This is a genomic window from Sodalis sp. RH16, from assembly GCF_047324245.1.
GTDB classification, from domain to species: Bacteria; Pseudomonadota; Gammaproteobacteria; order Enterobacterales; family Enterobacteriaceae; genus Acerihabitans; species Acerihabitans ligni.
In genome coordinates this window covers 256,153-271,101 of the sequence record NZ_CP178737.1, presented here as the reverse complement: position 1 = coordinate 271,101, position 14,949 = coordinate 256,153, and the positions used below count along the sequence as shown (strand labels likewise).

14 protein-coding genes are annotated in these 14,949 nt (G+C 49.9%); 12 read left to right on the top strand and 2 right to left on the bottom strand.

The features are described from left to right. Positions 1 to 414: 414 nt before the first annotated feature. The 3 genes from ACL2XJ_RS01300 (at position 415) to ACL2XJ_RS01290 (ending at position 3,579) form a co-directional block, all read left to right on the top strand. A complete protein-coding gene (locus ACL2XJ_RS01300) occupies positions 415 to 1,611 on the top strand; it encodes a hypothetical protein (RefSeq protein WP_413725421.1) in 1,197 nt (398 codons plus the stop codon). Between the two features lie 122 nt (positions 1,612 to 1,733). After that, positions 1,734 to 2,798, top strand: a complete 1,065-nt coding sequence (locus tag ACL2XJ_RS01295) for a Fic family protein (protein ID WP_413725420.1) — start codon at positions 1,734 to 1,736, stop codon at positions 2,796 to 2,798. Between the two features lie 79 nt (positions 2,799 to 2,877). After that, a complete protein-coding gene (locus ACL2XJ_RS01290) occupies positions 2,878 to 3,579 on the top strand; it encodes a molybdate ABC transporter substrate-binding protein (RefSeq protein ID WP_413725419.1) in 702 nt (233 codons plus the stop codon). A gap of 28 nt (positions 3,580 to 3,607) precedes the next feature. Here ACL2XJ_RS01290 and ACL2XJ_RS01285 read toward each other — a convergent pair whose 3' ends face one another. After that, on the bottom strand, positions 3,608 to 4,159 hold the full coding sequence (locus ACL2XJ_RS01285; RefSeq protein WP_132926178.1) for a TetR/AcrR family transcriptional regulator: 552 nt from the start codon (positions 4,157 to 4,159) through the stop codon (positions 3,608 to 3,610). Positions 4,160 to 4,341: 182 nt separating this feature from the next. On the opposite strand from ACL2XJ_RS01285, the gene ACL2XJ_RS01280 reads away from it, so the two are divergent. Beyond that, the gene (locus tag ACL2XJ_RS01280) at positions 4,342 to 5,130 is read left to right on the top strand and encodes an SDR family NAD(P)-dependent oxidoreductase (RefSeq protein ID WP_413725418.1); all 789 of its coding nucleotides are present in this window, start codon (positions 4,342 to 4,344) and stop codon (positions 5,128 to 5,130) included. 170 nt (positions 5,131 to 5,300) lie between these two features. Here the strand turns inward: ACL2XJ_RS01280 and ACL2XJ_RS01275 are convergent, their stop codons facing one another. Beyond that, the gene (locus ACL2XJ_RS01275; RefSeq protein WP_165934241.1) at positions 5,301 to 6,071 is read right to left on the bottom strand and encodes a DeoR/GlpR family DNA-binding transcription regulator; all 771 of its coding nucleotides are present in this window, start codon (positions 6,069 to 6,071) and stop codon (positions 5,301 to 5,303) included. 472 nt (positions 6,072 to 6,543) lie between these two features. On the opposite strand from ACL2XJ_RS01275, the gene ACL2XJ_RS01270 reads away from it, so the two are divergent. From ACL2XJ_RS01270 to ACL2XJ_RS01235, 8 genes are all read left to right on the top strand, one after another. Further along, complete coding sequence (locus ACL2XJ_RS01270; protein WP_413725417.1) at positions 6,544 to 6,981, top strand: PTS sugar transporter subunit IIA; 438 nt, start codon at positions 6,544 to 6,546, stop codon at positions 6,979 to 6,981. Between the two features lie 270 nt (positions 6,982 to 7,251). Continuing rightward, positions 7,252 to 7,530 (top strand): HPr family phosphocarrier protein, encoded by a 279-nt coding sequence (locus ACL2XJ_RS01265; protein WP_243701524.1) that lies wholly within the window; start codon positions 7,252 to 7,254, stop codon positions 7,528 to 7,530. Positions 7,531 to 7,596: 66 nt separating this feature from the next. Continuing rightward, positions 7,597 to 8,304, top strand: a complete 708-nt coding sequence (locus ACL2XJ_RS01260; protein WP_413725416.1) for a ribulose-phosphate 3-epimerase — start codon at positions 7,597 to 7,599, stop codon at positions 8,302 to 8,304. A 23-nt stretch (positions 8,305 to 8,327) separates the two neighbouring features. Then, positions 8,328 to 8,885 carry a 6-phospho-3-hexuloisomerase gene (gene hxlB, locus ACL2XJ_RS01255; RefSeq protein ID WP_413725415.1) on the top strand — a complete coding sequence of 186 codons (558 nt, stop codon included), beginning with the start codon at positions 8,328 to 8,330 and terminating at the stop codon, positions 8,883 to 8,885. Between the two features lie 10 nt (positions 8,886 to 8,895). Next, positions 8,896 to 9,696 (top strand): sorbitol-6-phosphate dehydrogenase subunit, encoded by an 801-nt coding sequence (locus ACL2XJ_RS01250; RefSeq protein ID WP_413726835.1) that lies wholly within the window; start codon positions 8,896 to 8,898, stop codon positions 9,694 to 9,696. Positions 9,697 to 9,844: 148 nt separating this feature from the next. Further along, positions 9,845 to 11,188: a PTS transporter subunit EIIC gene (locus tag ACL2XJ_RS01245; protein ID WP_413725414.1), complete on the top strand. Its 1,344-nt coding sequence runs from the start codon at positions 9,845 to 9,847 to the stop codon at positions 11,186 to 11,188. A gap of 668 nt (positions 11,189 to 11,856) precedes the next feature. Next, complete coding sequence (locus tag ACL2XJ_RS01240; RefSeq protein ID WP_413725413.1) at positions 11,857 to 13,515, top strand: hypothetical protein; 1,659 nt, start codon at positions 11,857 to 11,859, stop codon at positions 13,513 to 13,515. Positions 13,516 to 13,786: 271 nt separating this feature from the next. After that, complete coding sequence (locus tag ACL2XJ_RS01235) at positions 13,787 to 14,797, top strand: hypothetical protein (RefSeq protein ID WP_413725412.1); 1,011 nt, start codon at positions 13,787 to 13,789, stop codon at positions 14,795 to 14,797. Positions 14,798 to 14,949: the final 152 nt, after the last annotated feature.

Sequence of the window (14,949 nt, the reverse complement as noted above, 5' to 3'; positions counted from 1 at the left end):
GAATTCCACTTTGCGGATGTTACTGCCAGAGCGTCAGCCTTTAATTATAGTGCTATACTCGACTGGGTGAAATTAATGAACTATAAATCAATAAGTTATAACAATGTAGGTTAAAGTGTAGTCTTTCCTTCTTTTCTAAAAATAATCGTTAAATATCAACATCAACACACCAATGCATCATGGGTGTATGGCTGTCTAAATCTTCTGTGGTACTCATGGAGTTATGATATCCATTTCTCTGTTTTTCATGAAGTTAGTGATGGTGATTGTTCTCATTAATTATCACTTATAGCGTAGCGCCCATGATAACGGAGTCTTTATGGCAGGGAAACAAGCGGGGACGCCTCTTTCGTCAAAAGCGGATGAAATGGTAAAATTCCAGCAACAGGCGGTCTTCCGAGAAAGGATAATTCGTTGGCACAACGCAAATTGGCAAAATCCAGGCCCGTCACTAAATCTTCTACAGGCGATCCGCAGCGGCAATTTCAGATGCACTGGGAAACCATTGACCGGTTGCAGCGTGAGATGGCAACAAAACAGCAGCAGCAAGATGCTGTCATGGCCCGATTCCGCCAGGAAGTGTTGCCCATTGAGCACCAATACGTCCAGGCGCTCTACGACAAAACCCTCCGGCTAATCTCATTTGCCGATAAAAAAACGCTGGGAAAGTATAATCGCGAAGCGCTGTTTTCATGGATAGGGGAAGAATTGGAAGAGCTGTTTCATTATCCATTTAATGAACATCTCGATCTGGAAGCGCTACGTCAGCAGTTTCTCGCCATGAACACGGTACCGGACGACGAGCCAACTCAATATGAGATTGATGAATTTCGCCAGTACGTCAAGGATGAGTACGGCTCAGACGGACAATTGAGCGACGCGGAATTGATTGAGCTGATGATGAATCCTGAAAAGATGTTCAACACATTGGACCGTCTGTTCACTGATGCTGAAAGTATCTTCGATGAAGATGACTATGACTATGAAGATTTTGATAAAGCCGGCTTGCATGATGATGACGCAGGTTATGACGACGACTATGGTGATGGCAATGAAGCTGATGACGGCCGCACCGATCAAAAAATTGACAACGCGCAGCAAACCTTGGATGGTCTGTTAAAATCGCCAGAAGTGAAGAAGATGTACAAAAAGCTCGCTAACATCCTGCACCCCGATCGGGAAGGCGATCCGGCGAAAAAAAATGAAAAGCATCTTTTGATGGTGCAATTGTCCAAGGCTAAAAAAAACCATGATGTCTGGACGATACTGGAAATGTACCACCGATATTCGGACCCGGATTTCCATTTTAGCCAGGCTGAGATACCCGCTATCAACGCGCTGATGCAGCAGCGGATTAAGTCGCTTAGTGCCGAACTGGCCGAGACGGAAAATCCTTCTTCGTTGTCGGGCATGATTTGGGAAAAATTCGGCGCCAAAACGACTAGAGGTATCGATAACAAGTTCAAGAAGCACATCGAAAAATTACATCAACTGCTTGAAGAGCAGGTTCAGCAACGCCAGCAATTACGTTCGCTGGCGGTGTTGAAAATCTATTTGGCCGCTCGGCGTGCGGCATATGAATTTGAGTGGCAGAGGGGGGATTTTTTTTAGTCTGCCCTGCCCGGGCCGCGTTAAATCGGAGCTGGGTGGTCTGATAAAAATGAGATGACCGCTTATTGGACTGATTTTACAGATTAATTTATTATAAGGTCAGAATCAGCAAGGGGAGCCGAATGGCAGATTATCAACCGCCTTACAGTATCACACCCACGATCCTGACTCGGGTGGCGGAGGTCGGCGAGTTATTGGGACATTGGTCCGAGCAAGCCGGACGATCTTCCCCGTTATTACGCAAAGAAAACCGCATCCGTACTATTCAAGCGTCATTGGCCATTGAACATAACAGTCTTACCACTGAGCAAGTTACCGCCATTATGGACGGCAAACGGGTGCTGGCGCCGGTAAAAGATATCCAGGAAGTACGTAATGCCATTCAGGCCTATGAAAAAATGCCTTACTGGCGTAGCGATCACATGCCAGATTTATTGGCCGCCCATCGGCTACTGATGACAGGGTTAGTGGACACTCCGGGTCAATTGCGTAACGGTAATGTTGGGGTTTACCGTGAAAAGCGGCTTATCCATATGGCTCCGCCGGTTCATCAGTTGCCGCGTTTAATGGGCGATTTACTGAAGTGGTTACATTACACCGATGCTCATCCTTTGATTGCCAGCTCTGTCTTTCATTATGAATTTGAATTCATTCATCCCTTTGCAGATGGCAATGGTCGCATGGGACGCTTATGGCAAACCTTGATTTTAGGTGAATGGCGTCCGGAGCTGGCCTGGTTGCCAGTAGAAACGTTAATCCATCACCGGCAGCAGGAATATTACGATGTGCTGGGTGAATGCGATGGCGCCAGTGACTGCACGGCATTTGTGACTTTTATGCTGGATATCATTATCTCAGCTTTGGCCGAAGGCATTGCTGCTCTGCGAAATGATGCTATCATCATGCCGGTAGAAATGCCGGTAGAAATGCCGGTAGAAATGCCGGTAGAAATGCCGGTAGAAATGCCGGTAGAAATGCCGGTAGAAATGCGATTATCTTTGAATGCCACCGCACAACAAATTCTATCGATCATCGCTAAATGTCCTTCCATTACCATGGCCAGGCTGGCAGAGGATCTGGCAGTGAATCGTCGCACTGTTGAGCGCAATATCAAGATATTGCAGGACAAAGGGTTACTGGTGAGGCAAGGGCCGACCAAAAACGGCTCATGGCGAGTTGTCCTATGATGGCTAGCAAAAATCAGGTCCCCAGCCGAATCATAACGTTTAGCAACGGGGAAAAGCCTTTGGCGGAGAAGCGTCATCAGTGAACGATCTCTATATCATCAGCGCGGGCGCCGCCCGCGGCTTAATTGAATCCACCTGCGAGGAATTTTCCGCGCCCCGGCAATTGACGCCGGCAAAAGAATTCGCGGCGGTGGGGACGACCTTTGATCGGGCGCGCCAGGCCATGTCGGTCCATGAGCGCTGCGATCTGCTGGCCCTGACCCCGGACCTGCTGCAACGCCTAACCGGAGAATTTCCGGGACGTATCGCTCCCGCGGGGACCTTGGGTTTTACTCCTACCTGTCTTGCCTGCCGCCAAGGCGTGGAGCCGGTTGATATTTCCACCGTTGATGCGTTGCGCCGGGCGATAAGCGAGACGGATGCGATTTTCACCGGCGATCTGCGCCAGTCCACCATCGGCCGCCACACGGTGCATCTTTTGGCCAGCCTTGGCCTTGACCCCCTTGCAACGCCCGAAGTGGTTGAGTTTCCCGGCGGCGCGCAGGCGGTGGCGGCCATGGCGACCACGGAAAAATCCGTCCTCGCCATTGCACAACTGACGGAAATACGGCAGCATCCCTCAGCCGTATTGGTGGGGTCGCTTCCCGCTGAATTCTACCTCGCCACCGAATATGTCCTGGGGGTAGTTGATGATTCTCCTGCGGCATGGGACTACGCCGCCTTGCTCACCGGCGTCTCGCGGCAGGAGACGCGCAGGCAATGCGGATTTAATCCCTGCTGACGTTTGCTCTGCCTGCGGCTAAAGATTGCTAGGATTCGAAAGAGGCCAGCGTTTGTGCAAGCAGTTCTTCGGACAGGGCTTCATCATCCACCGCCCGCGCCAAAATCATCGCCCCAATCATGGCCGACCAGCGAGCAATCGCTACGCGCCGGCGTTCTTCCTCGCTGTTGCCGGGGGCGGTTTGGCTAAAACGCTCGATCTGCGCTTTGACGGCGCGGGTGGTGATGGCTACGGTTTCCGGCGACGTGCGGGAAATTTCGCTGCCCAGAGCCGAGAACATACAGCCGTGGCGCCGATCGTCCCGTTGCTGTTTGCTCAGGTAACGTTGCCCGAAGGTCTGCAAATCCAGATCGGCGAACGGTGAGGTACCGTCTTGAAGGAACAATACATGTTCAAATACCTTGGCGATAAGATCGTCCTTTGACTTGAAGTGGTTGTAAAACGCGCCGTGGGTCAGCCCGGCGGCCTTGGTCACGTCGGCAATGCTGACCGTTTCACATCCCTCTTCACGCATCAGTTGCGCAGCGGCATCCAGAATCCGGCGTCGATTATCGGCAAGATGGTCGCGGCTGATTTTCATCTCAAAGATCCGTCAGGGTAATGTTCAGAATGATAATAAAGAGTATCCGACAAAACGCCTTTTTTTGCAATGATGATAGATAACACTATTGCATAAGACGTTTGCCGCTCTTATGATGATGATCGTCACTATTAGCAAACCTATGCATGAATGTTATCGACTTCTCTCCTAAGGATACCTTTATGACTTCACTACACTCCACGGCCCTGGTCACCGGCGCATCCACGGGCATTGGCGCCATGTACGCAAAAAAACTGGCTGGCCGCGGCTATCATCTGGTCCTGGTGGCCAGGGATATCAAACGCCTTGAATCGCTGGCGGCAGAGCTGAGATCCGATTTTGGCGTTCAGGTCGATGTCGTACGCGCAGACCTGACAAGTCCGCAAGACCTTCATCAGGTGGAAAAGCGTTTGCGGGAAGATCCCGCCATCGGATTATTGGTGAATAACGCCGGCGCGGCCAATCACGGTTCGTTTATCGATGCCGACCCGGACAAAATGGAAACCTTGATTGATCTTAATGTGCTGGCGGTAACTCGCCTTACCGCCGCCGCGCTTGCCGGCATGCTGGCCCGCGGGCAAGGCGCCATTATCAATATCGCCTCGGTTGTGGGCCTAGCCCCCGAGTTTCCCTTGGGCATCTACGGCGCCACCAAGTCCTTTGTCATCGCCATGTCGCAGGCGCTCAACGCTGAGCTGGGTGCAAAAGGAATTTATGTCCAGGCGGTGCTGCCCGCGGCCACCCGTACGGAAATCTGGGAACGGGCCGGACGCGATGTGAACGCGCTGCAGGGGGTTATGGAGGTGGAAGAAATGGTTGACGCCGCGCTGGTGGGGTTCGATCGCCGGGAGACGGTAACAATCCCCCCGCTGCATGACGAAAGCCTGTGGCAGGCCTATGATACGGCCCGCCAGGCGATGCTGCCGCATTTTGCCCAGTCCCATGCCGCCGACCGTTATCAGACAAAATAACGGCATTAACAGCGACTGGACCGTATTTTGAAATTAGGCGGCCTGACCCCGCTCTTTCGAGCGGGTATTCTCGTCACCGACGGACGGAATTATCATATTCAATCCGCGCGGCGGACCGGAGCAGGCTGTCGCCGGTTATTGGACATCCCGCAATAAAGGGTGGGGTAAAGTCAATCGACGACAATCACTTCCGTCAGGCTCTCCAGATCCTTGAATTCATTTTCGGGGATGGCGGAGTCGGTAATAAAATAGTCGATATCGGACCAATTGCAAAATTGGAATAGCCCGGAACTGCTGAATTTCGTACTGTCGCTGACCACCACTTTAATGGTGGCGCATTTCACCATGGCTCTTTTGATTTCCGCTTCTTCATAGGAAGCGGTACAAGGGCCATGCCTGCCTCGCAGTCCGTCGGTGCCGAGAAAAACAATGTCGGCATTCAGCGATTCGAAAACGTTAACCCCCCACAGGCCCACCATGGCTAAACTGTTGGAATGGATTTTACCGCCCACCAGGTAAATATCATTATCGGTACCCGCCAGCGGTTGCACGATATTAATAGCATTTGAAATGATGGTAAGTTTACTTTTCATGACCAGCGTATTGGCAACACACTGGATAGTACTGCCGGTATCTAAAATAACAACGCCTTTTTCAGGAATAAGCTGCGAAGCAACCTGGGCGATTTTATTTTTAATATCCAGATTTTCCGTGTTTTTGCGCGCCAGCGGCTGCTCTATGGTCAAGATGCTGCCCGAGGCGATGGCGCCGCCGTGTCCTTTGGTAGCGATCCCTTTACGATCCAGATAAATAAGGTCTTTGCGTATGGTTTCGGTGGATACGCCGAAAATTTCCGCCAGCTTGCCGACTTTAACGCTGCCTTCCGCAATCAGAATCTGAGCGAGCCTATTTCTGCGTTCTATGGTCAGGGAATTGCTCATCCGAATTACCACGCTCAAGATAATTAATAACATCAATAAGATAGATTATAAAGACCGGTAAAGGAAGTCAATACCGGTTCTTTTCCTTTGTGAGCGAGAGTTTTCCTGGTTTATACCCGCCGGCGTTTCCCGAGCAGCGCGGATTTGCCCCTGCTAAAAGTGCGGCTTTTTTAGCCGAATCGTTCTTTCATGGATTTTTTGTGAGGCATATCAAATTTATTAGACAAAAATCTTGCCTGACTTGTTTTTCCCATAGATATTGCGATTATGGTTGCGATTGTGAGTGTTTGGTTGGGTATTATCGTATATATAGCTTTAAAGCCTTTGGATGCCAAGGATGAAATCCAACATAGAGTTCGTTGGATTGGCTAAAAGAGGGTGAGAATGTCTTTTTTGTTGCAAGGTTGTGATAAGCCTTTAACATCAATGAAATGGCTAAGACTTATCTGACGCAGGATCAAAGGAGCTTAAAATGACCACTATCCTCAATGAAAATAACATCGTATTAAACGCCTCTTTCAGCTATAAGGAAGATGCGATCCGAGCTGCAGGAAAATTGCTGCTTGATGGCGGTTATGTAACTGAAAAATATATTGATTACATGCTGAAGCGAGAGGAGGTGGTTTCCACCTACCTGGGAAATAACCTGGCATTGCCCCATGGCATCGACGGTTCGGAAAATGAAATCATACGGTCGGGCATTGCCGTGATCCAGGTTCCAAACGGAGTCAGCTTCGGCAAAGACAATCAAAATGATATTGCCCATATTGTTATTGGCATCGCCGGCAAAGACGGTAGCCATATGGATATTCTTAATCAGATTGCCATTGCGTGCATGGAAGAAGAAAACGTCCAGCAAATGCGGCATGCGACGAATAAAGCCGAAATTTTGAATTTGCTCGGCCTGTGATGTTTCTGCCGAGAGGAAAAATAGGTCTAGTCCTGCGTGTTCTATCCGGCTGTGCTCGCATTATGATGCTGCTTTTTGGCAAATTTATGCAGCGTCGACTTAATCTGATTGGATAAATTGGCGCGCAGTAAAGCAAGGATTGTGGTTTTTCAACAGCGAAAAAAAAATGCCGGTGTATTACATCGGCAACGAATAGGCATTGCCGCAATAAGGCGCACTTGCATCCCATGTCTATAGAGTAATCTTATTTGCCGTGAGAAGAGAATGAGCATGAACTGTTTAATTGAAGATTTTATTATCAATAATCCCAATGGATTACATGCCAGGCCCGGTGCTTTTTTTGTTGATACCCTCAAGCCTTTCAAGAGCGAGGTGAAAATCTGTAATACACACCGCGGTGAAAAACAAGTTAATGCGCGCAGTCTGCTTAGTCTTATGGTCTTGGGAATAAAACAAGGGCATAACGTGCGCGTATTTGTTCAGGGAGACGATGCGCCCCAAGCGTTGGAAGCGTTGCGAAACGCCATTGCGTCTGGTTTGGGTGAATAACGTTTTAAAAGAAAATCTGTTTAGCCAAAAAAATAAACAGACTGATATATTTAGAAGGAATGAAGGATGGAAAAGAAAATAATTACCTCGCCATCAATAATGTGCGCGGATTTGCTAAACCTGGAAACATCAGTTAAAGCGCTGGAGGATATTGGGATTGATGCATTGCACATTGACGTAATCGACGCTTCTTTTAGTCCCAGTATGCCGTTAGGACTGGACACGATTAAAAGGTTGCGGGCAAAAACCTCATTGGATTTTGATGTTCACATCATGTCCACCAATAATGATTGGTTTATAGAACAGATTCTTGCCATCGGCGTCCAGCAAATCTCGTTTCATTATGAAACCAGCCTGCACGCGGACCGCTTGGTGAATTTAATCAAAAGGAAGGGGGTGAGGGCAGGTTTGGCGCTGAATCCGGCCACCTCGCTTTCCTGTCTGGATTATTTGCTGCCTCAGCTCGACCAGGTGTTATTGATGCTTATCAATCCCGGTTTTGCGGGCGATGCGGGAGAAAAACAGGCGGCGTATTCAGAACAGAAAATCTCCGATCTCGCTGCTTTGATCAGACAACGAAGACTCAGTACGGAAATTCAGGTTGACGGCCGGGTTTCGCTGGAAAGCATTCCGCACCTTATCCGTGCCGGGGCCACCAATCTGGTGCTGGGCAGCACCAGTCTTTATATTCCCGGCCGCTCTTTGCTGGAGAATAAAAAGCTGCTGGATGCAGCAATACAAAACGGCAAGCTGGAAAAACCGGAAAGTATGTAACCGATGTCAGGGGATGCGCAGCGATGGATTATTATCAGACTGAATCAGCGATTATCAAAGAATTGGAAAATACCATGGGCAGTATCGCTGCCGATGATGTGCTGGCATTAGTGGAGCATATACAACGTGCAGAAAAGGTTTTTTTTGTCGGCGTGGGAAGGGTCCTGCTTTCCCTGGAAGCCATCGCCAAGCGGCTCGCCCATTTAGGGATAAAAACCTATATCGTCGGGCAAATCACCGAACCGGCCATCACGAACAATGATTTGCTCATTGTGGGTTCCGGCAGCGGCGAGAGCATGTTTCCGCTGGGCATCGCCAAAAAGGCCCGTTCTTTTGGCGCCGCCGTGGTACATATAGGCTCCAACCCCAGCAGCTCGATGCGCGAATATACCGATACCTTTGTTAGGATCCCGGTACAAACCAAGCTGGACCGGCCGGATGAAGTCCATTCCATACAGCCGATGACCAGCCTGTTTGAACAGGCATTATTATTGTTGGGCGATACCATAGCTTTGATGATGGTACGTGAAAAAAATATCGACATGCATAATTTGTGGCAATTCCATGCAAATCTCGAATAGGACTAATGTTATGAGTACTTCAGGCTGGCTGGATTTAGGTAAGAAGGTTGTTATTGTCACCGGCGGCATGTCGGGTATCGGTGCGCAAATTGCGAAAACCCTACACGCCAACAATGCCACGGTAGTGGTATGCGATCTGAATATCAATGAAGAGGCCAAGAGCTATGCTTCTTTGCTGATTAAATGCAATATCGCCAACAAAGCGGATGTCGATGCCATGATACGCACCGTCATTGATGAATATCATCAAATTGATGCGCTGGTTAATAATGCCGGTGTTAACCGACCTCGGTTATTAGTGGATTATTATAAAAAGGACAAACAATACGAGGCCACCGAGGCGGATTTTGATTTTATCGTCAACGTCAATCAAAAAGGGCCGTTCCTTTGCACCCAGGCCGCGGTAAGGCAAATGATTGATAACGGCAAAGGAACGATTGTGAATATTTCTTCTGAGGCCGGTACGGAAGGATCGGCGGGACAGAGTATTTATTCCGCGACCAAAGGAGCGCTGAATAGTTTTACCCGTTCCTGGGCGAAAGAATTGGGAAAATTTGGTATCCGGGTGGTGGGTATCGCGCCGGGCATCAACAAGCGGACCAATATGAACAATGACGAAAATTATCGTGCATTGGCCTATACGCGCGGCTGGGATCCCAACAAGATAGACGATGATTATACCGGTTCCATACCTCTGGGCAGACCGGGGGAACACTATGAATTAGCGGATTTGGTCAGTTATCTGGTCTCGGATCATTCAAGCTATATAACAGGTACGATTGTTAATATATCCGGCGGAAAGTCGAGATAAATTTTTTATCAAATAAAACGATAGAAGCTCTTATTATCCTACAAACGGGGCGAAAGCAATGCTGATTGATAATACTGAACAAATAGGTGAAAAGAAATCATTCCTCGTGAAGGTTCAGCGATTTGGAAACTTCTTAAGCGGAATGGTAATGCCCAATCTCGGCGTGTTCGTCGCCTGGGGACTGATTACGGCGCTGTTCATCCCCACAGGATGGATACCCAATGCGCATCTGGCCGCTCTGGTCAGCCCGATATTAACCTATCTGCTGCCGTTGCTGGTGGGCTTTACCGGCGGCTATATCGTCCATGGCCAGCGCGGCGGGGCATTGGGAGCGCTGGCTACGATGGGTATCATTATCGGCTCCAATGTTACCATGCTCGGCGGCGCCATGATTATCGGCCCCTTCGCCGCATGGCTGATGAAAAAAGTCGATCACTACCTTGAAGGGCGCTTCAGGGCGGGATTTGAAATGCTGATCAGCAACTTCAGCATGGGGATCGTCGGTCTTGTCATCACCTTGCTAGGGTATTTGATCATCGGTCCGGTTATCTCGGTATTGATTCATATCCTCTCAGCCGGCGTCAATTGGAGCATCGCCCATGAGGTCCTGCCGCTGATTTCCATATTTGTCGCGCCGGCCCAGGTGCTGTTTTTGAATAATGCCATCAACCACGGCATCATGGGTCCGCTGGGCCTGCAGCAGGTGGCTGAGCACGGCAAATCAGTGCTGTTCCTGGTTGACGCCAACTGCGGTCCGTCGGTGGGCACATTGCTGGCCATCTCCTTCTTCGGAAAAGGAATGGCGAAAAAAACCGCGCCCACCGCCGCGCTGATAGCGGGTGTCGGCGGCATCGGCGAAGTGTACTTTCCCTTCGTGCTAATGAAACCCGTGCTGGTATTCGCCACCATGGCGGGGATTACCACCTCCTTGACCTGTTTCCTGATGCTGGGCGGCGGGACCGTCGCCACGCCGTCGCCGGGCAGCTTTTTCGCCATGTTGGTATTGACGCCTAAAGGGGCGATGTTAGGCAATCTGGTGGGTTTCTTTGCCGGAATGGCGGTGGCTTTCGCCGTGGCGACGGTACTGCTGAAGATGGATAAGAGCCCGGAAGAAGCGGACGCGCCGGAACTGGCTGATGCCGACCCCTACGCCGCCGCAGCGCTCAATCAAGAGGCGTTGGCGCGTGTACACGGCGTCACTATCCGTAAAATCATCGTAGCATGCGATGCCGGTATGGGATCCAGCGCCATGGGGGCTTCAATTCTGCGAACGAAGCTTAAAAAAGCCATGCTTGATATCGACGTCAAGAATGCCAAAATCGAAGAAGTCCCCAAGGACGTCGACCTTATAGTCACCCATGCCCAGCTTTTTGATCGGGCGAAGAAATTGCATGACAACGGCAAGGTGGTTTTTATGTCCATCACCAATTTCATGGAAGGCGGCCAGTACGATTCTATCGTAGAATATGTGAAAAACAGCCGGGGAGGTTAATAAGCTTTATGAACCGGTTTCGGAAAGCGATGGCGACGGCCTGACGCCCCCGCGTGAGAATAGCTGGCCCGCGGATCCGGTGACAAGCAAGTCGCCGGACCTTCAAAATCATTCTAAAATATATAATATTCCCCCAGTCTTCAATTTCCCCTTCCTTATGCTGCCGCTAACTCTATTTGAATGTTAGTGTGTCAATTTTCAGATAATAATATGCAATATTTTCTATATTCTATTGCAATATTTTTAATAAAAATAAACGATTAATTATAACTACTTGATTTTTAAAATGTCTATTACGTTTCTAATTCATTAATTTTCATATGATTTTGATAATATCATGTCAATGATAATAAGTTATTTCTAGGTGGCGTCTCTCTAAAGGATGACAAATGATGACCACCACGACATGATAGATTTTGTTTTTGTCAATTGGGCAATATGGATTTTCTAGAATATAGAGATTCGATCGTTATGATATATATTTTCGTCTGCGTTTTTTAATAATTATTCTGGCCTAGATATATTCCGTTGATTATATTCCGGAACCTGAAGTATAGGTTGCGGTAAAAAGAGGAAATTTATGCATGATACCTTTACACTCTCTTCAGACGAAAATCCCCGTCGAACCCGTGAGGCATGATAGCGTTAATCTTGGGGATGAGGCCGATGTGTCTTCCAGCACCGAGAGTGCGTCGAGACAATTGGAATGGCAGTTCAATGAAAATAACGCGCTGGGACAAACAGAATTAACGACCGAAGCGTTAAAAACCTGCGCGATAAATCTCGACCGTCAGCTAGATGCTCTCAACGGCGAGTTGTTGGCTACGTTGCGCCCCCATGAACTCAATGGCGCGGAACGTCTCCTGGCGAGCGCCGAAGATTTATTGAAGAACGGAGAAGATGCGCCGCTCTCTACCTTAGTCGGTACAGACGAAGATACCATCGCGAAGCATTTGCGCGATCAGTTACAGCGCCAACCCTCCGCTGAATTTATGGAACGCGGCAGGACGCTGCTGGATTGCATCGGCAGCGTGCTGGCCAATGATTTTACCCTGTTATCCGGCAACGCGGCGCGCCGTACGGGGAATGTGATTGCGGTGGCGGCGCGAACCGGCACCATCGTTGCCCTGACCACCATGTTGCGCCAGCTGCTGGGTTTTGCCCTGGAGCAGAACTTCCATTCTTTGGGAAAAGACGCTTCGCTGACGCCGCGTATGGTGGCGGGAATCGCTTCACTCCTGATTGGGCCGGGACTCAATCTGGCCGGTGCGGTACGCGATGAAAGAAACGGTTTAGCCACCCCGGCATCACGGATTTCGCGCACCTGGATGGGGCTTTTGAGCCTCGGCGGTTTGCTGATTGCCTCAGCCTATGATCCCGTCGCCGTAATCGGACATAAGCTGGCCGCCATCGGACCGCAAATGGCGGCATATACCTTGGCCCGCGACCTGCTGCAGATGTTTTTTCCGCTTCATGAGAATGGCGGGACCAATGCCACCGGGATGTTGTGCTCCGGCTTTATGTATGGCATCGCTCAACTATTACTCGGCGAGGGCATGGTGAATTTCGCCCCGCAATCCGGCGCGGAATATCTGATCTCGGAAGCGGGCCGGCTGGGAGAGCCCATGGCGGACTGGGCGGCGGCAAGCGCGGCCATGGCCCTGATTGAACCAAACCATCTGCACGATCTGCTGCGCAGCGCCATGAATACCGCCGTGGAAATGTTTGATGAGCTGCAAAGGCCGGCGTTGATGCGCTATTTTTCAACTCAACAGGGAACCGGTGCGGCGCAGGGGGAGGCCGAGGCAGCCCCTGAGAAAGAGCCGTTGACCGCGGGCACGGCTGCTTTTGCCTCGGGCGCGGTTACAACCCTTAGGTCAGCGTCGGATAAAAACAGCAGCCGCAGTATATCGGCCGAACCGTCGTCTGCCGGGGACAAGCGCCGCCGGTCCTCCTCGTTCAACGGACCGGACCAGGGCCGGGAAGGAGTACGGATAGGCCTTGATCGGCCGCGCATCGGTACCGGTTCCTGGCCCACATCGGGTCAGTTGGCCGACAGTATGCTCACCACCTGCGCCATGCGCACCTCGGTATTTGAAGCGGTAGTGGCTATTGCGCTGACGGTGTCAACCGCCCTGCAAAAAACCCGGCTGGAGCAAACGGAACAATGCCATATTGTGAGCGCCCTGATTGGCGGGTTGGTCATGGTGGGATATCCCGCCTTTGTCTGTGCTCATTTGACCGGCTCTTCGTCTCCGGACTCATTAGCGCCCGCTGCCGACCCCGGTACCAGTCCAGATCCCGCAGCGATAGAAAAACAGGGATAAGCGCATAGCGGCGACAAAAACATGCCATGGTCCGGCCCGGTTTATGGCCGCGTGCTAATAATTAATCTTGCTTAAAGCTTGCAGCCTTGATTCCATGTTTCTAAATAAAGCGGATAAAACCTCGAATGTCGCGCTACCGGGGGTGTCTATGGGGCAAAGGCCGGCCGGCTCTTTTATCCGCCTTGGCCGTTTAAGCTATGAAATGAAGCGTTTACCATCAAAATGGTAAACTCGACCAGCGTTATCACAATCTGATTTATCGGGGGACGGCATGGATGGAGTTTTGATTTTCTGTAAAGACTCAATATTGAGGTTTCGTTCAGATTATGACGATCTGACGGCGGTCCCCCTCTTATCTATCCAGGATTGTCTTGAGGAAGAAAATGCGCTTTTCCTCCTGCAATATTTTCGCCATCGCGTGATCATTGAAGAGGGCACGACGCTATCTGATATGTTTTTGGCCATAGAGCCCTGGGCCGGCGTACTGGCGGCGTACCTTGACATAGATGTGAGGGCCTATATCGATGAAATCAGAAAACCCTCGCAGGTGGAGGCGGTATTCGACTGGATTGGCATTCAGAAAGTGACGTCGGTGCATCGCGCTTATCAGCATCATGACATTCATGATGGTGAGGACCTCACCAGCTATTTCAACCGTGAACGCATACCCACCAAGCATTTTGATATTGAAGCCGCCTGTACGGCCAATGGCTATAAAAATGGCGATAAGGAGCATTACAGTATCAGCGGTGATATACATACCATCAAAAACGTCCCGGTGGTGATAAGTGACCGCCAAGTTTTGGTCAGCTATGGACAGGATAAAAATAATCTATTGAATCATCGGCATGCGGGTGTCGTGGTTAATAATAAGACAACCTATATACAGGGTGGGATAGCCTTTTCGTTGAATGAAGTTATGGAGGCGCTGTTCAATGACGGCTTGTTTTATTTTTCGCCGCAAATCGCCAGCCATGATATGGCGAAGATTAAAGAAATGGCTGAAATAATTGAAAAAAATGAGGATGAAAGCAGAGAGGCGGCCCTGTATTCCGGAATTGATGAAGAGGAGAAGCTGGAGGCAGTCAATAAGATAAAAGTTGAAATTGCCGAAGGGGCATTCGACCCGATGATTGATCATATGGAGTCAGAACAGGCCTATTGGCAATATGTTAAATCCCTGTGCGACTCAAACAGCGAACTTCCCATTCGCATCGGCCAAATCGATGAGGCCAAATCTCCAGAACATCGGTTTTACAATTTTATAATGGATGACAACTGAGTGCGTTATCATCTTTCCATCAAATTTTTAGCTCTATTTCTTGAGAGTATTTACTCTAAATTTCCATGACTACCCGTTATTCATGATGACGCCCCCTTCAGCGCCATTAAGCATGCCGCCAGGCGTGCGTTTAGTGTAAGGGGGCGGGAAGC

Bases quoted from the DNA above. Each gene is read 5' to 3' on its own strand.
- ACL2XJ_RS01285 (WP_132926178.1), bottom strand. From the start codon at position 4,159: ATGAAAATCAGCCGCGACCATCTTGCCGATAATCGACGCCGGATTCTG.
- ACL2XJ_RS01245 (WP_413725414.1), top strand. From the start codon at position 9,845: ATGCCCAATCTCGGCGTGTTCGTCGCCTGGGGACTGATTACGGCGCTG.
- ACL2XJ_RS01265 (WP_243701524.1), top strand. From the start codon at position 7,252: ATGAACTGTTTAATTGAAGATTTTATTATCAATAATCCCAATGGATTA.
- ACL2XJ_RS01295 (WP_413725420.1), top strand. From the start codon at position 1,734: ATGGCAGATTATCAACCGCCTTACAGTATCACACCCACGATCCTGACT.
- ACL2XJ_RS01280 (WP_413725418.1), top strand. From the start codon at position 4,342: ATGACTTCACTACACTCCACGGCCCTGGTCACCGGCGCATCCACGGGC.
- ACL2XJ_RS01235 (WP_413725412.1), top strand. From the start codon at position 13,787: ATGGATGGAGTTTTGATTTTCTGTAAAGACTCAATATTGAGGTTTCGT.
- ACL2XJ_RS01250 (WP_413726835.1), top strand. From the start codon at position 8,896: ATGAGTACTTCAGGCTGGCTGGATTTAGGTAAGAAGGTTGTTATTGTC.
- ACL2XJ_RS01270 (WP_413725417.1), top strand. From the start codon at position 6,544: ATGACCACTATCCTCAATGAAAATAACATCGTATTAAACGCCTCTTTC.
- ACL2XJ_RS01260 (WP_413725416.1), top strand. From the start codon at position 7,597: ATGGAAAAGAAAATAATTACCTCGCCATCAATAATGTGCGCGGATTTG.
- hxlB (WP_413725415.1), top strand. From the start codon at position 8,328: ATGGATTATTATCAGACTGAATCAGCGATTATCAAAGAATTGGAAAAT.
- ACL2XJ_RS01275 (WP_165934241.1), bottom strand. From the start codon at position 6,071: ATGAGCAATTCCCTGACCATAGAACGCAGAAATAGGCTCGCTCAGATT.